Source organism: Mesorhizobium sp. C416B (assembly GCF_030323165.1).
Lineage (GTDB): Bacteria > Pseudomonadota > Alphaproteobacteria > Rhizobiales > Rhizobiaceae > Mesorhizobium.
On sequence record NZ_CP100471.1, the window covers coordinates 2,382,987 to 2,399,069 of the forward strand.

The window sequence follows — 16,083 nt, forward strand, 5'->3', positions numbered from 1 at the left end:
CCCCTTACCTGCCAAAACGCGAAAAAAGCCAAACCCGCCGCGGCGGTTGCCGACCGTCGGTTCTCGTAATGCGCACCACCTGCTGTTGCTTGGTGCCAAGCCGCAGCTCGGCCGCAGCAAAGAGGCGATCGACGATGTAGTAGTTGCCGCGCATGCGATAGTTGACGAGGTGGTTGTCCCCGTCGGCTCCGACGATGAAGAGCGGCGGCGCCTCACCTTGGTCTATACGGCGCGGGAATTCGATATAGACCCTGCTGCCATCATCAAAGGCGCGCGTCGGTCTCCACGGTGGCGTGTCGCCGGCGATCGAATACCGGAAGCGGATGTTTTCGAGTGCTACGTTCGAGGCCGCGGGCATTTCAGCCTCGGCCTGGGCGTTGCGCCGCCGAAGCGCCACGAGTTGGTCTTCGCTGTAAATCCAGGAGAGCGCCGCCATGGCAGTTTTCTCAGTGCTTTGAAGCTGCAGGTGATAGGATCGCCTGTCCGTCGTGATGACCAGATTGGTGGCAAGCCCGGGCGCGAATGGCTTCACCAGCACATGAGTGCGCTGGTCATCGCCTGAGCCACTAACGGTGTCGCCGATCACCCAACGGACCGTATCGCCGGCTGAGACCGAGGTCAGCTTCTCGCCCCGCTGCAATGAGATATCGGTGACGCGCTCCGGCGCGGCGTAGAGCTGGTAGAGCGCGCCGTCGGCAAAGGGGTAAACCTGCACCGCATTGACATAGCCAAACTTGGTGGGTTGTTGCGTCGCCGCCTTGTTGGCATCGGCGACCTGTTCTTCCGGCGAGCGCTTATCTGGGCCGGGCTTGCCGGGTGCGGGCATCAACTGACCAGGCAACGGTAACGGTTTCGGCACTTCCACGACCTTGATCGGCTTCTCCGGCGCCTTCTCGATCGCGGCTGGTTCGAAGTCCTCGTGGTCATAGGAAATCTGAGGCGGCGGCACTGGCTTCGAGGCACAGGCGGAAAGAACCGCAGCAGACGCCGACAGGATCAAGGCAGCACGAAGCAATGGGGCTCTATTTGTCATTGGCGGGCTCCTTAGGGGAAAAGGGGGTTGGCGCGGCGCTGTCGAGCTCGCGCGACCAGTCGATGGCGTTGATGAAGACGCCGAGAGGGTTCTTGCGCAGCTGGTCAGTGTTCGTCGGCGAGCGGATCACTATGGTGAGGATACCTGTCCAGCGCGTCGTGCTCGAAAGGCTACCACGCTCAAAAATCTGCTCGGTCCATTTGACCTGGAATGAACTGTCGGAAGCCCTGACGACGCTGGTCACCTGCACCGACACGCTGCGCGTGCCGATCTGACTGAACGGGTCGTTCGCCTTGGCATGCTCGTTGAGGAAAAGCGCCGCGCGGTCGGTGGCGAAATCATAGGCCGACAGCCAGTTCTGCCGCACCAGCACCGGATCGGTGGAGATGGAGCGGACATTCTGGATGAAGCGGCCGAGATGCCAGGCGATCTGGGCATCGTCAGGCTGGTAGTCCTGAATTGCCGGCGCGACGGCGCGCGCCTCACCAAAACGGTCGACCTCAACGACGTAAGGCACAAAGCGGCCCTGCGCCGACTGCCATAGAAGCCCGCCGGAAAGCCCCGCGGCCAAGGCCAGGCAGCCAAAGGCCATAAGGCGCCAGTTCCTCGCCTGCACGCGCGCTGTGCCGATGCGTTCGTCCCAGAGCTGACCGGCCTTTTGATAAGGTGTTTCAGGCTCGGACGTCTTTCCGTAACGCTGAACGGGTCGCTTGAAGAGCATCTAATCTTCCTTGTCGTTGAGAGAGGGGTTGGCGCCGCTTCCGCCCCGATCGCCATCGCGCACCACCTGCGTGGCAGCATGGCGATGGGCGCGCGCGGCCTGTTCGGAGCGCACACGCCTTGCCCATGGAGGCGCCGGGGTTGGATCCGCAGCGGGCGAACTTCCGCTCATCGAGCTGAACGGCGTGCCACCGGTCGCTGTCCAGCCGGCATCGCGGCCGGCGTCGGCGCTGCGTCGGAAAGGCTCTGAAGCAGATCGCATTCCCTGCATCGCGGCGCCGCCAGCGGCACTCGCAACCCCCTGCAGCCCAGCAGCTACCCCGGACAGCCCGGACTCGGGCGATGTCGCGCGCCCCGTTTGCCAGGCGACGGTGGCAGCGGACCCCATGGCGGCGCCGGCACGGACTGCGGCGAGGCCGCCGCCTGTTGCCATGCGCGCGCCGGCAAACGCAGCGCCTCCGGCAACGAGCGTTGATCCAGCTGCGGCCGCCGTTGTTCCAAGTGCCGCGCCGGCGCCAAGCTGCGGCGCGCCGGAAACGAGACCCGAGGCAATCCCGGGGCCGAAAATGCCGAGCCCAAGCAGCGCCAGCGCACCCAGCACCTGAGACATGGCCGCCGCCAGGTCCGGCTCCTGGCCCTGCAGGGCGGAAGCGAACTCGCCAAAGAGCGTGGAGCCGATGCCGACGATGACGGCAAGCACCATCACCTTGATGCCCGACGAAATCACATTGCCGAGCACGCGCTCGGCCAGAAACGCCGAACGGTTCCAGAGCGCGAAGGGCACCAGGACGAAGCCGGCCAGCGTGGTGAGCTTGAACTCGAGGATGGTGATGAAGAGCTGGATGGAAAGAATGAAGAAGGCGATGAGGACCAGGAACCAGGCCAGAAGCAGCACGAAGATGGTGAGCGCGTTACCGAAGATCTCGGGGAAGCCTACTAGCTGGTTCGCTTGATTGAGGAGCGGCCAGGCGCCCTCGAAGCCGGCCGCGGCAATGCGGCCTGGCCGCAGGAGACTGTCGGCGGACAGGTTGCCGGCCGATGCGTTGATGCCGAGACCGGCAAAGGAGCGGTAAATTATGTCGGCGAGGTTCTTGAAATTGTTCAGGACGAAGGCGAAGGCGCCGACATAGAGCACTTTGCGAACAAGCCGGCCGAGAATGTTGGGCTCGCCGCCGAACGCCCAGACCAAGCCCGCGAGCGTGATGTCAATGCCGATCAGAATGGTGGTGAGAAAGGCGACGTCGCCCGAAAGCAGACCGAACCCACTGTCAATGTAGCGGGTAAAGGTCTCCATGAAGCGATCGATGACTCCGAGGTCGTTCATGTCGCCGCCTTCCTCGTTGTCTTGAAGAACTGCCGCTCAGTTGCCGGGATAAGCCGTGCCGGTGCCCAGGAAACGCTTCGTCGTCTCGCGAGCGGCTTCCTCAGACTGCGCCTTGCGCGCCGCATCCTCGGCCTCGGCCCGGAACTGGGTCGCAAGCAGCGTCTGGATCTGCATCTGCTGCTTGGTCGAAAGCGCGATCAGCTGATTGGTAGCCTGGCTTGCCTCGAGGGCACCTGCCGCGCCCTGACTGCGATTGACGAGATCGGTAAGCAGGTCGCCATCGGCCTGCACGTTCTCGACGATCTGCGACTGCGCGCTCATGGTCTGGCGGAACGCCTGCATGGCGCTCTGCCAGCGCTCGCGCGCGGCGCTCGCCACATCGCTGACCTTGATGGTGGCGTCGTAGCTTTCCGGATATTGCTGGCGCCACTGGTCCTGCAGCTTGTCGAGATCGAAGCTCAGGCCGCTCGCCTGGGTCATCAGACCGTCAATCCGTTGGAGCGAGCCGGTAAGCTGGCCCACGGAAGAGAAATCCAGGCGCTGAAGGTTGCGCGCCATGTTCTGCAGCATGGTCGCCTGGTTCTGAAGCGACTGGATTTGGTTGTTGATCTGCTCCAATGCGCGTGCTGCCGACAGCACATTCTGCGTATAGTTGGACGGGTCAAACACGATGAGCGCATAGGCCGGCTGGACGTAGTCAGCCATCGGTTTGGCAATCAGGGAAACGGTGACCAGGCTAGTAAAAAGGCGGCGTCCGATCATGACGATTGCTCCTTGTTAGGTTGAGGAAATTGCTGGAGAAGCTCGGCAGCCCAATCCAGGCCGCGCGCACTGAAGAAACGGGCGGCAAAGCTGCCCTGCCCTTCTTCGGAAAGAATATTGTCGATCAGGGTCTGCGCGGCCGGGTCGGAGGCGCCGCAAAGCGCAAGAGCGATCGGGCCTAGCCCGAGCTCGAAGAGGCGATTGCCGCGGCGCGACTGCAGATAGTAGTGGCGCTTCGGCGTGGCGCGGGCGACCAATTCGATCTGTCGCTCATTAAGACCGAAGCGCTCATAGGCTGCCCGTGCCTGCGGCTCCACCGCACGATCATTGGGGAGAAAAATGCGCTGCGGGCAGCTCTCGATGATTGCGGGTGCGATAGAAGAGCCGGCGATGTCGGCAAGCGACTGCGTCGCGAAGATGACGGAGACGTTTTTCTTACGCAGCACCTTAAGCCATTCGCGGATGCGGGCGGCAAAGAGCGGGTTGTCGAGATAGACCCAGGCCTCGTCGAGCATGAGCAGCGTCGGCCGCCCGTCAAACCGGTCCTCAAGACGATGGAACAGATAGGTGAGCACAGGCAGCACAGCGCCTTGGCTGTGCATCAGCTCCTGGGTTTCGAAACACTGCACATCCGAGATGGCCAGCCGGTCGTCATCGGCATCGAGCAGTCGGCCGAATGGTCCGTCGAGCGTGTAGGGCATCAATGCCGATTTGAGCGCATTGGACTGAAGCAGGACCGACAGGCCAGTCAGCGTGCGTTCCTGCGCCGGCGCGGTGGCGAGGCTGGTGAGCGCCGACCAGATTGCCTCCTTCACCTCCGGGGTGACGGTGACATTCTCGTGGGCAATGAGGCCGGCGATCCATTCGGCCGCCCAGCTCTGTGTGGCCGGGTCGTCGATGTGGCGCAGCGGCTGGAAAGCAAGCGCACCATTCGCACCCAACGCATGGTGGTCGCCGCCCATGGCAAGCGCGGCGGCGCGGGCCGAATTGCCTTTGTCGAAGACATAGATTTGCGCGCCAGCGTAGCGCCGGAACTGCAAAGCGATCAGGGCAAGCAGAACCGACTTGCCGGCACCGGTCGGCCCGACAATCAGCATGTGGCCGACATCGCCGATATGGGTCGAAAGCCGAAACGGCGTCGAGCCGCTGGTTTCGGCGAAAAGAAGCGGCGGAGCGTGATCGCCGGTGACCTCGGCAAGGTGCTCGTTCTCCGCTGGACCTGCCCACACGGACGACAGCGGCACGAGATGGGCAAGGTTAAGCGTGTGAACGAGCGGCTGGCGAACGTTGGCGTAGACATGACCCGGCAATGAACCAAGCCACGCTTCGACGGCATTGATGCTTTCGCGAATGGTGGTGAAGCCGAGCCCGTTGACGATCCGCTCGACGGCGCGAAGCTTTTCCGCGGCGGCTTTACGGTTCTGATCCCACACCGTCACCGTTGTGGTGAGATAGCCGAAGCCGACATGATCGCCGCCCAATGCCTGCAGTGCTGCATCGGCATCGAGCGCCTTGTTGTCGGCGTCGCTGTCGACGAGAGGCACCGGTTCGTTGGTCACCACCTCGCGCAGAATAGCCGCGATCGATTTGCGCTTGGCAAACCACTGCCGGCGGAGCCGAGTCAGCGTCTTCGTGGCTTCCGCCTTGTCGAGTGGAATGAAGCGCGTCACCCAGCGATAGGCGAAATCCTGGTTATTGAGCGCATCAAGGATTCCTGGCCGGGTGACGTTCGGAAAGCCGAGAACTGTGAGCGTGCGCAGATGCTGCTCGCCCAGCATCGGCTCTAGGCCGCCGGTCAGCGGCGCGTCAACCAGGACGCCGTCGAGATACATTGGCGTTTCCGGCACGGCGACCGGATGACGGCGTGTCGAGATCGTGCCGTGCAGGTAAGTCAGGGTCTCGGCATCGTCGAGCGCGCGCACCTCGGGCACGAAGCCCGAAAGAAGATCGAGAACGCGGTCAGTCTCGTCTCGGAACCGGGCAAGCTCCTGGCGCCAGTCTCTTTCCCCTCCCAAGTCATGCGAGTCGACGAGAGCACTTTCCGCGCGCGCTTGGCCATCGGGCCCGGGCATGAAGACCAAGGTCAGATGATAGATGCTCTCGAAATGCGCGACCTTGCCCTCGAAGGCCGCGCGCCGTTCCTCATCGATCAGCCATGAGGCAGCATCGGGAAGGGCCGAGCTCGCATAGCCCAGCGCTTCGATGCGCTCGGCCTCGAAGAATAATGCCCAGCCAGAGCCGAGCCTTCTCAGCGCATTGTTTGCCCGCGCGCATATGCCGATGAGTTCGGCCTCCGTCGCGCTTTCAAGGTCGGGGCCACGAAACCGCAATGTCCGTTGGAAGCTGCCATCCTTGTTGAGCACGATGCCGGGCGCGACGAGTGCTGCCCAGGGCAGATGGTCGGCAAGCCGGTCGGCTTTGCCGCGGTATTCGGAAAGCTTCAGCATGCAAGCCAGCCCTTTTGACGAAGATGACGGACAAGCACGCTGGCAAAATCCGGATCACGCCGTGCGGCAAAGACCGCGAGCGTGTGGCCGGCGATCCAGAGGATCAGACCGGCAATCCACTGCTGCAGGCCTAGGCCGATGGCGGCGGCCACCGTGCCATTGAGGATCGCCACCGCCCGCGGCGCGCCGCCGAGCAGGATCGGCTCGGTGAGCGCCCGATGGACCAGAACCTCGAAGCCTTCGATATGCTGCTCTCCGGTGCTCATCAGACGACTGCCCCGCCGCCAAAGGAGAAGAAGGAAAGAAAGAAGCTCGAGGCCGCGAAGGCGATCGACAGGCCGAAGACGATCTGGATCAGCCGGCGGAAACCGCCCGCCGTGTCGCCGAACGCAAGGGTAAGGCCAGTGGTTATGATGATGATCACGGCAACGATCTTGGCCACCGGCCCCTGCACCGATTCCAGGATCTGCTGAAGCGGCTGTTCCCACGGCATGCCGGAGCCGGCAGCGTGAGCCTGGGCCGTGAGAAGAAGCGCGACGGCGGCGGACGAAAGAAAGCAAATTTTCTTGCGCATGAGATGACCTTTCAAAGCTGCTGGAGTTGCGGAAGAGTGAGCTGGCCAACGGCGTAGTCGCCACTGCCGTCGAGACCCGTGACCTCGGCGATCGCGTCAACGCGGCGCGCGGGTCCTCTTCCGGCAATAAAGATGACCAAGTCGACGGCATCGGCGATCAGCCGGCGGGGAACGGTGACAACGGCTTCCTGAGCGAGCTGCTCAATACGATAGAGTGCGGAGCGTGCCGAATTGGCGTGAACGGTGGCAATGCCGCCGGGATGTCCGGTGTTCCATGCCTTCAGCAAATCGAGCGCTTCCGCGCCTCTGACTTCGCCGACGATGATGCGGTCGGGCCTCAGCCGTAAGGTCGAGCGTACGAGATCGGCGAGTGTGATGGAGCCCCGCCTCGTCCTCATGGCAACGCAGTCCTTGGCCGCGCATTGCAGCTCGCGGGTGTCCTCAATCAGGATCACCCGCTCATCGCATTCGGCGACTTCTGCCAGTAGAGCATTGGTAAGTGTCGTTTTGCCCGACGATGTGCCGCCGGCGACCAGGATGTTGCGCCGCTCGCGCACTGCCTTCCTCAGGGCATCAGCCTGCAGCGGGAGCATGACGCGATCGGCGACGTAGTTGGCCAGCGTGTAGAGTTTTGCCGCCGGTTTGCGGATGGCGAAGCATGGCGCCAGCACGACCGGCGGTAGCAGACCCTCGAAACGCTCGCCTGAGGGTAGTTCGGCACTGACGATTGGGTTGTCCGCATGCGCCTCGGCGCGCACGTGAGAGGCAACGAGGCGGACGATGCGTTCGGCCTCGGAAGGATGCATATGCACGCCGGTATCGACCCGGCCTTCTCCCAACCGGTCGAGCCGCAGCGCGCCGTCGGGGTTGACCATCACCTCGATGACGGTCGGATCGGCAAGGGCCTCGGTGATCGCGTGGCCCATGGCTGTGCGCAGCATGGCGCGGCGGCGGTGGTCGGCTGCGGGATGAGAGCTCATCCTTCGCCTCCATTGCCATTGCCGTTGCCAAGCGAGCGCTTCCCGGAGGCGATCTGGCGACCGACCTGCTCGACGAATTTGTCAAAGCGCTCTTGGGCAATCGCCTGTGTCGCCCGATCCGGGACCGGCGTGTGGGAATGAAGCGTAATCGAAAAGCGTATGAAGAGTGCGAGGCTCTCCAGGATCACCTCGACATCGGTTCGGATATGGTCGAGGTCGCGAGAAAGACGGTCGAGACGCCTGCCATAACGATTGTCGAGTTCGTTCTCGCCACGCCGCTCGATGAAGGCCTCGACTGCTTTCGCAACGATCGCCGATTTTGTGGTCGACGGGTTGCGGCTCAGCGTTTCCAGCTTCTCGCTTAACGCGGGTTCGAGCAGAAACTGGTGGCGAATGCGATGGGGCTTCATGGGGCTCGTTCCGACTGGCCGGCGCTGATGCGCCGGCGGCGGCAACGAACATCGCCGATATCTGAAAAATCGCTTATGGGCGTTATCTACGCTGAGATACGCCTGAGCTGCGAAAGCGCTTAGAAGCCGGGGATGATGTCCTTGTCGTCGCCCCTTCCCTCGTTGATACCGTAGGCGCTGGCTGCGGTGGAAACCCGGTCCATGACGCGCTTGTCTGCGAGTGCCTCGGCGTCATCGTCGGCCAGATTGAAGAGGTCGTCTTGATCAGGCTCCTGAGAGACGACGACGTGGTCTTCAGGCAGGCCGGGATGACGCTGCTGTTGCACGCCGCCGTCTTCTTCGATTGCCGCGCCGGCGTTTTCGTCATCTGCAGCGAGACGGCGGTCAACACTGCGGACTAGTCCGCTCCAATCGTCGGGGCGCGACGCAGGACAGTCCGCGTACAGACCGTCGCGCAACACCGGCGCCGGCAGCACCCGTTCGGTGAAATTCTGGTCCTCGTAGTAGCGGAGCTTGTTCGCACGGATCGGCGGCAATCCTGATATCAGCACCAGCTCGTCCGAAGGCGGCAATTGCATCACCTCGCCTGGTGTCAACAGCGGTCGCGCAGTTTCCTGGCGGCTCACCATGACGTGCGAAAGCCAGGGTGCCAGCCGATGGCCGGCATAGTTGCGCATGGATCTGAGTTCCGTCGCTGTACCGAGCGCGTCCGAGATGCGTTTGGCCGTGCGCTCGTCATTGGAAGAAAAGGCAATCCGCACATGGCAATTGTCGAGAATGGCGTTGTTCTCGCCATAGGCCTTGGAGATCTGGTTCAAGGATTGAGCGATCAGATAGGCGCGGATGCCGTAGCCTGCCATGAAGGCAAGCGCGGTCTCGAAGAAATCGAGGCGTCCGAGCGCCGGGAATTCGTCGAGCATCATGAGGAGTTGATGCCTGCGGCTCTTCTTCGGGTCACCCTCCAGGCGCTCAGTCAGCCTGCGGCCGATTTGATTGAGCACCAGTCTCACCAGCGGCTTGGTGCGCGAGATGTCCGACGGCGGCACGACCAGATAGAGCGACATCGGCCGCTCGGCATCCATCAGGTCCGCAATGCGCCAGTCGCAGGCCGATGTTGCCGCGGCCACGGTCGGATCACGATAGAGACCGAGAAACGACATGGCGGTCGAGAGAACGCCTGAGCGCTCGTTCTCTGATTTGTTAAGCACCTCGCGAGCCGCCGAGGCCACGACGGGATGGACCCGAGGTTTGTCCGCCGTGCCGAGGTGGTTGGTGGTCATCATCCGCAGCAGTGTCGTGGCAAACGAGCGTTGCGGATCCGACAGGAAAGTGGCGACGCGGGCGAGCGTCTTTTCTTCTTCGGCGTAGAGCACGTGCAAGATGGCCCCGACCAAGAGTGAATGACTAGTCTTCTCCCAATGATTCCGCCGCTCCAGCGCGCCTTCCGGATCGACGAGAATGTCGGCGATGTTCTGAACGTCGCGGACCTCATCTGAGCCCCTGCGCACTTCCAGCAGCGGGTTGTACCGCGCCGACCTTGGATCAGTCGGGTTGAACAAAAGGGAGTACGAGAACATCGACCGCCAGCCGGAGGTCAGCTGCCAGTTCTCGCCCTTGATGTCGTGAATGACGGCCGAGCCGGTCCAGGAAAGAAGAGTTGGAACGACCAATCCGACGCCCTTGCCCGAACGTGTCGGCGCAAAGGCCATGACGTGTTCCGGCCCGTCATGGCGCAGATAGTGATCCTTCAGCTTGCCAAGGAAAACACCGGCTGGTCGAAACAGCCCTGCCTTCTCGATCTCGCAAGACACGGCCCATCGCGACGAGCCATAAGTGGTGACTAGGCCGCGCTGCCGCGCACGCCAGAGGGAGCCAGCGATGGCGGCCGCGCAGCCCATGAAGCCTGTGGTGGCCGCAAGCATCCCGGCCGTGTCGAAGACCTCGGGCGCGTATGCGTCGAAATGGAACCACCACTCGAACAGTTGCCACGGCTTGTAGATCGGCCATCCGGCTGCGACAAACCATGGGGGTCCGAGTTGCGGCTGATAATCTAAAGTTTGGGCGCACCATTGAGTCGCTGTCCATACGCCGAGAATGACGATGGCGAACACAACGACTATCTGACCGACAAGGAGCTTCGTCGGTGTCATGGGCGCAGCCTCCGAGTTTTGTTAAACGGAAGCAGGATGGCGTGACGTTTCAGAATATTGAAGATACCCAATATACGCGCCCGTGCGATGCAGTGAACGTTGCAGGCTTAGAAGATTGGGGGCGCCAAGAAATGTCATCGCGAAGGCACGAGCGAATGACTTGTATGGGGCCGTGTATGGACGGCTCTCCGTTGGCAAGGGATTCTTTGAGCGTTGCCGTTGCTGGTTGGTGCGGCCATGTATCCGACCTGTAGGTGCGGCCTATCATGTGCCGCTGGCCATAATGCCATTCGCGCGTCTCAGGTCCCGATCGTAAGCTCGCACTCAAGGTGCACGGCCCCAGTGGGTTTTCCTGATCCGGCGGTATCAACCGGCTTTGTGCATTAGCTCCTGTCCGCCCTTTCCAACCTCGTCAGCGATCGCTCGCCTTATCTTGTTCTATGCGATGACCGGCTCCCTGTAGCGCTCGCCGTTCGTCATCAGTGCCCAGACCATCCGGGCGGTCTTGTTGGCCAACGCAACCGCCGCAACCTTGGCTGTTCGCCGCGCCATCAACTGCACGAGCCATGGCCTCCTGGTACCGTTGCGCTCGGCATAGCGGATGACCGCCATCGCACCCACCACGAGCAACTGCCGCAAGTAGCGATTGCCGGTCTTGGAGATACTGCCGAGCCTCTCCTTCCCCCCGCTCGAGTGCTGCTTCGGCACGAGTCCGATCCATGCCGATAGACAGCGCCCCGACTTGAACGCATGCGCATCGGCGACCGTAGCCACGAATGCACTTGCCAGCAGCGGGCCGACGCCTGGGATTTCCATCAACCTGCGACCAAGCTCGGTCTCACGCGCATTCGCCCGAACCCTACGATCGTTTTCGAGGATCTGTTTCTTCACGACCCTGAGCTGCGCCTCAAGCGAGGCATAGCCGCGAGTCAGCTGGTATCCTGGTCTCGTTCTCGTCGTTGACGACCACGAGCAGTTGCTCAATCCCATTCCGCCCGATCGGCGCTACGATCCCGAACTCGGATAGGTGTGCCCGCAACGCGTTCGATATCTGCGTGCGCTGGCGGTTGAGCATCAACCGGACCCGGTGCAGCCATCATCACACTTTGCTGCTCGGGTGATTTCGCAGGCACGAAGCGCATGGTCGGCCGAGTGACCGCCTCGCAGATCGCCTCTGCATCTGGGGCATCATTCTTCTGCCGCTTCAGATAAGGCTTCACATATTGTGCCGGCAGTAACCTCACATCGTGACCACGTGCGATTAGCTCGCGAGCCCAATAATGCGACGAGCTGCAGGCTTCGATACCGACCAGGCAACGTGGCAGGCTCTCGAAGAATGCCATCACGCGCCCACGCGTCAGCTTCCTGCGAGCGACAACCTCACTCGCCGCATCCACCCCGTGGATTTGAAACACTGACTTCGCAATATCCAGACCAATCGTCGTAACGTTGCCTATCATAGATCTCCTCCAGCTTCTGGCCCACGATCATACCGCAGGGCGGGAGGAGAGCCGTCCACCGCATCATCTGCCGACTGTCCGGTTCTGGCCGAGAAACTCAGAAAGCCGCCGTTCGGCACCCGACCCCAAGTCAGCCCTTCGGTTTGATCATGTCGTCGCCCGAAACTTGCCGTTCGTTCGATTCCAATAGTGGACTGAGTTAGGAGCACTTCGAGACCGATCTCGGCCGAGAATCGTATCGGCTGTTGGGAGTATATTTCGACTCTTGCAGCGGCCCAAAGCAATACCCATCCCCCAATTCAATGCAGAAGTATGAGGTCAATCAAGCAATCTCTAAGGCCAAGCGGAAACTGAGTTGAGGGTGTCAACTATCTCTGCAAAATGATCGGCTGAATCCCTAGCCTTCGCAAGATGAGCACCGCGAACGCCATCGCTAGAATTACAGTAGAAGATCGGCTTCTTGGCGTCCATAGAATATGGAACAAGGCTGTGAAGATTTGGGATCAATCCCAGTTTATAATCATCATCGTGCCAAACCTGTACTTGATTCAGAGGAGTAAGCTTTTCGATAATGTTTGCGCGAATCGCAGGCTCGAGTTCGTTCCCGTAAATTTGCCAACCTTCCGTCATCCCAACAGCATTTGAACGTACGTTATGCTGTTGAACGACGTAGCCAAGGTAGCTCGGTCTCCCCTTGGGGATAGAGAGAGTGGGGTCCTTCCATGCGGTATTAGTTTGATCCCACTCTTTCCGCCATCCGACCAGCTTGTTGCCGAGGTTTTCCGTTCCTTGAATGGAAAACAGGTCGGGAGCCAGAGGCGTGATGAAGTAATCCGCCGAGGCTAGAACAGCTCGGTTCAGCGCGCCCAGGTTGGGACCGAGATCCAACAGCACCAAGTCTGCGCGGACTTTCTCGCTAGCCCATTGAATGTAGCGATGGATTGCAGATTGAGCTCGCACCGCAGGCTCGTTGCCACCTCGTGCAGCACTCCAGGTGTCGCCCAATGTGTCTTCAAAATCGCTGAGTCGAAGATCCCCCGGCACGAGATACAGCTTGCCCTGAGCGTGTGGAACCGGACTAGGCTGTCTCTGGCGAATGTCGCCGATGCCTCGTGCGACACGCTCAATGGCTCGGTAGATACTGTTTCCCTCCGTGCCCCACGATTGTCGAATAGCAGTGTCGCTCAAGCAATATGCACTCAGGTTACATTGACTGTCGCAATCGACCATCAGGACGGTGAGCCCGCGCGCGGCGAGAAGATGCCCAACATGATACATGTAGGTCGTTTTTCCGACACCGCCTTTGTTATTGAAAATCGCAATGCTCTTGGTCATTTGAAATTCCTTTTGTTCGTGATGACCATAAGCGGCCCACGGTCGGTTCGCCACAGATATGAAATTAATCTTCCTCGAATTGCGGTACAAATGTGGAATGTCCTCAGGCCTCCGCATAAGAGCAGTCAAGGTCGTGCATTGGGAATGCCAGCAATTCGTTGAATTTTACGGTTCTCCTCGATGTGCTTAAACGGCTGAAACGTCGCATGCCCAGCTCAAGAGCTGTCCGTCCGCTTCCCACCCCACAATTGTCGAAGCTACCCGGTATTCCACGTGTCAGCGCGAGTCCCTATCTCCGGTCGGGCGACCACATCGCGAATCCTGATCTTGACCAGGTCACAACCGCGAAGCTTGCTGTCGATTGCTAGATCGAATAGCGCACGGTCCCGAACGCGTCTCTTGCGATCGAGGAAAAAGCGAATTGCCCAGATCTGCTTCTGGTTGAACGGACGCTTGGTGACGACCCTCTTTCCGGCATTCCAAGCTGCGCGCTCGCGACTGGCATCATCGAATTGAGAATGGCCCATGTGAGTTCTCCTCGGCCTTGATTGGCCGAGAGAGAACGTCGCACGACACTACCGCTCAGGGGCCGTAAACCTGAATGGCAGCTTCGAGAGCAGATGCCGATAAAAGCTGCCATGGGACCTAAGATCGGAACAGGGCGGGCCCGATAGAGGGCCTTATCAGGACGAAGCGATCTCTTCGCCTAAAAACGCTGTGGACTTCTGTAGTCGTATCGCCGCCGAATGCTGCAACGTGATAGAAGAGCCAAATGTTCAATGTTTTTGCCAGACTAGTCTTCACAAGCACGGCCCTCGCCCCGGTCGGATTGACCTATGCTTGGGTTGCGTGGGTTGAATGTGCGCCCCAGACGGCAAAATTCATCCTGACAGGCTGCCTAATCCTTTGTGTCCTATGCGTCGGGATTCTCTGGAGCGCTAAACGCTCACTGCCCGCGTCTAAATTCAAAGCAGCGTCAATCGAGGCTGCGGACCATGAGAACACCGCGTTTCTCCTCCTCTATGTAATGCCGCTATTCACGTCGCAATTCAACACACTAGATTGGAAATTCTGGGTGCCAACTGTCGCAATATTTGGCGTGATAACCGCCACTGGGTACAACTACCATTTCAACCCCTTGCTTGGCTTGCTTGGGTGGCACTTCTACAAAGTCCAATCTGCTGAAGGGGTGACTTTCGTGCTGATAACGAAGAAACATCTTCGCACTGCCGCCACGGAATTGCAGGTAGGCCAGCTCACAGAATACATTCTGCTCGATCTGGGGGGAAAATAAATGACTCAACTCTACGCCGTATGCCGTCCGGCCGAGATAGCCGAAGTCAGACACATTCAATTGGCCAATCCGCTGCAGGCCCAACTAAACGGGGTGTTCGAAAACCAAGAAGCTCAATTCATGGCCGGCATCGCCAACGAAATTGCATTCACGGGCGATTGGATTCCAGACAGCGAGGATGTGCTCTTCATCCAAAGCCTGCCAGAGGCACAAGCGCTGCTAGCTGCAGCGGACCAGAACGCGGTCGCACTTCCCGTACTCGATGTCGCCAATTTTCAAGATCAATCCGTCAAGGGCCTATTCGCCGTCCTCGGCAATGGCCCAAATCGGCGGCTCTTGATCCAGAACTTTGGCCCGCAACAGGTGCTATCTAATCGTTTCGCGTTTTTATATGAGGGCGATGTTTTTCGACGGCTCGTCGAACCGGCATTCTCACTGGATAATAAATTGGTAGCAACCGTCGACGCGATAGGACTGGTCCGGTTCAAGAGTTACTCCATGTTACGGCGCGTCCTCGATATGTCCCCTGTCTTCCGAGACGCAACCGATCCTGAGCTAGCTGCATTTTGCGGCCACGCTAGCCTCGCCATCGGGGATGCTGCGGCGTTCGTAGCCGGAGCTGATGAAGGTATCCGAAAGCACGTTCTTGCAATCACGAAGACCAACGTTCTTGGAAATCACCCGGTCGCAAATATTCAGGCGCAGGCAGTGGCTATAGGATTTCCAATCGCCGTAAATGCAGGCCGTATCGAGATACCAGCCGATCGAAAAGGCGCAAAGGCTCTATTCAGTTTCCTACTGAATAAGGTCTATCTCGGGCCTATCGACCAACAGCTCTTCATAACCAATTCAAACCGACCTCTGGCCTAGCCCAATGAGTTGGGAAACGAGGGCTGCGAATAACCTGCTCCCGCTCAGTTGGGACAAGGGCAGCCTTTCGCAAGCTCTTCGCGAGTGGCGCTACACTGGTGACTACCATGACCTCGAAGCGCCCTCCGCTAACTGTGAACTCTGTGATCATCCCGACATCCGCTACCAATTCGAAATCCGCAATTTGCATACGGCCGCAAGGCTGCTGATCGGATCTGAATGCATTCATCGCTTTGGTATAGCTGCGACCGACGAAGAAGGCCGCACCTTAGACGCGCTCGCCACTCGTAAGAAGGTCGATCGAGATCGGCGACAACTTGTCGAGGACGCGCGCCGCAGGCGATTAGTAAGCGCGCTTGTGGCGCTGGCGAACGTTGAACCCAATTTCGATGTTCATTCCTTTATAGACTATTTGCAGACGCGGGGTGCATTCACCCCCAAACAACTGGCGACCGTTCTCTGGAGGTTAAGAAAGAAAGGCGTCGTGCACAGCCCTCAAGACTTCAAGCTCACGATCCGCCGAGGCCGGGAAAAAGCGCAACTTTTGTCCCTGAAGGACTGGGAAATGGCGCTCGTTAAGCCGTGCCTCACGACCGAACAGTCAGCCTACCTCGAGAAAGTTGCTCATCGAAGGAGTGGCCTCGACCATCTGCTTGACTAAGCCAAATTGCCGCTCCGGAAGCGTATAGATTCGATCTCGCAAACACCGATCTCTGAGTTGTGC

General features: G+C 60.1%; 15 protein-coding genes and 1 pseudogene. 3 read left to right on the forward strand and 13 right to left on the reverse strand.

Annotated features, from left to right (window positions below):
* Positions 1-4: 4 nt before the first annotated feature.
* The 13 genes and pseudogenes from trbG to NLY43_RS11825 all read right to left on the reverse strand — a co-directional run bounded on the left by trbG (position 5) and on the right by NLY43_RS11825 (position 13,722).
* Positions 5-1,033, reverse strand: a complete 1,029-nt coding sequence (trbG, locus tag NLY43_RS11765) for a P-type conjugative transfer protein TrbG (protein WP_031198335.1) — start codon at positions 1,031-1,033, stop codon at positions 5-7.
* On the reverse strand, positions 1,023-1,754 hold the full coding sequence (gene trbF / locus NLY43_RS11770) for a conjugal transfer protein TrbF (RefSeq protein ID WP_023711815.1): 732 nt from the start codon (positions 1,752-1,754) through the stop codon (positions 1,023-1,025). The genes trbG and trbF overlap by 11 nt, the downstream gene beginning before the upstream one ends.
* Positions 1,755-3,077, reverse strand: a complete 1,323-nt coding sequence (gene trbL / locus NLY43_RS11775) for a P-type conjugative transfer protein TrbL (RefSeq protein ID WP_023711816.1) — start codon at positions 3,075-3,077, stop codon at positions 1,755-1,757.
* A 36-nt stretch (positions 3,078-3,113) separates the two neighbouring features.
* A complete protein-coding gene (trbJ, locus tag NLY43_RS11780; RefSeq protein ID WP_023669263.1) occupies positions 3,114-3,839 on the reverse strand; it encodes a P-type conjugative transfer protein TrbJ in 726 nt (241 codons plus the stop codon).
* Positions 3,836-6,286 carry a conjugal transfer protein TrbE gene (gene trbE, locus NLY43_RS11785; protein WP_023711817.1) on the reverse strand — a complete coding sequence of 817 codons (2,451 nt, stop codon included), beginning with the start codon at positions 6,284-6,286 and terminating at the stop codon, positions 3,836-3,838. Before trbE ends, trbJ begins: the two co-directional genes overlap by 4 nt.
* A complete protein-coding gene (locus NLY43_RS11790) occupies positions 6,280-6,552 on the reverse strand; it encodes a VirB3 family type IV secretion system protein (protein WP_023689361.1) in 273 nt (90 codons plus the stop codon). The genes trbE and NLY43_RS11790 overlap by 7 nt, the downstream gene beginning before the upstream one ends.
* Positions 6,552-6,860, reverse strand: a complete 309-nt coding sequence (locus NLY43_RS11795; RefSeq protein WP_023711818.1) for a TrbC/VirB2 family type IV secretion system protein — start codon at positions 6,858-6,860, stop codon at positions 6,552-6,554. The genes NLY43_RS11790 and NLY43_RS11795 overlap by 1 nt, the downstream gene beginning before the upstream one ends.
* An 11-nt stretch (positions 6,861-6,871) precedes the next feature.
* Complete coding sequence (trbB, locus tag NLY43_RS11800) at positions 6,872-7,840, reverse strand: P-type conjugative transfer ATPase TrbB (protein ID WP_023711819.1); 969 nt, start codon at positions 7,838-7,840, stop codon at positions 6,872-6,874.
* Positions 7,837-8,250, reverse strand: a complete 414-nt coding sequence (locus NLY43_RS11805; protein ID WP_023711820.1) for a hypothetical protein — start codon at positions 8,248-8,250, stop codon at positions 7,837-7,839. The genes trbB and NLY43_RS11805 overlap by 4 nt, the downstream gene beginning before the upstream one ends.
* Positions 8,251-8,369: 119 nt before the next feature.
* Positions 8,370-10,400, reverse strand: coding sequence for a conjugal transfer protein TraG (locus NLY43_RS11810; protein ID WP_023711821.1), 2,031 nt, complete (start codon positions 10,398-10,400; stop codon positions 8,370-8,372).
* A gap of 438 nt (positions 10,401-10,838) precedes the next feature.
* Positions 10,839-11,857, reverse strand: a pseudogene (locus tag NLY43_RS11815) (IS110 family RNA-guided transposase).
* A 336-nt stretch (positions 11,858-12,193) separates the two neighbouring features.
* The gene (locus NLY43_RS11820) at positions 12,194-13,195 is read right to left on the reverse strand and encodes a ParA family protein (RefSeq protein WP_023711822.1); all 1,002 of its coding nucleotides are present in this window, start codon (positions 13,193-13,195) and stop codon (positions 12,194-12,196) included.
* A gap of 257 nt (positions 13,196-13,452) precedes the next feature.
* The gene (locus tag NLY43_RS11825) at positions 13,453-13,722 is read right to left on the reverse strand and encodes a site-specific integrase (protein ID WP_023806689.1); all 270 of its coding nucleotides are present in this window, start codon (positions 13,720-13,722) and stop codon (positions 13,453-13,455) included.
* A gap of 245 nt (positions 13,723-13,967) precedes the next feature.
* Here NLY43_RS11825 and NLY43_RS11830 point away from each other — a divergent pair, with 245 nt between their 5' ends.
* The 3 genes from NLY43_RS11830 to NLY43_RS11840 are packed head-to-tail and all read left to right on the forward strand — an operon-like array spanning position 13,968 to position 16,020.
* Positions 13,968-14,489 carry a KwaA family protein gene (locus NLY43_RS11830; protein WP_023711823.1) on the forward strand — a complete coding sequence of 174 codons (522 nt, stop codon included), beginning with the start codon at positions 13,968-13,970 and terminating at the stop codon, positions 14,487-14,489.
* Positions 14,490-15,359: a hypothetical protein gene (locus NLY43_RS11835; protein ID WP_023711824.1), complete on the forward strand. Its 870-nt coding sequence runs from the start codon at positions 14,490-14,492 to the stop codon at positions 15,357-15,359.
* Between the two features lie 4 nt (positions 15,360-15,363).
* Positions 15,364-16,020: a hypothetical protein gene (locus NLY43_RS11840; RefSeq protein ID WP_023711825.1), complete on the forward strand. Its 657-nt coding sequence runs from the start codon at positions 15,364-15,366 to the stop codon at positions 16,018-16,020.
* Positions 16,021-16,083 lie beyond the last annotated feature (63 nt).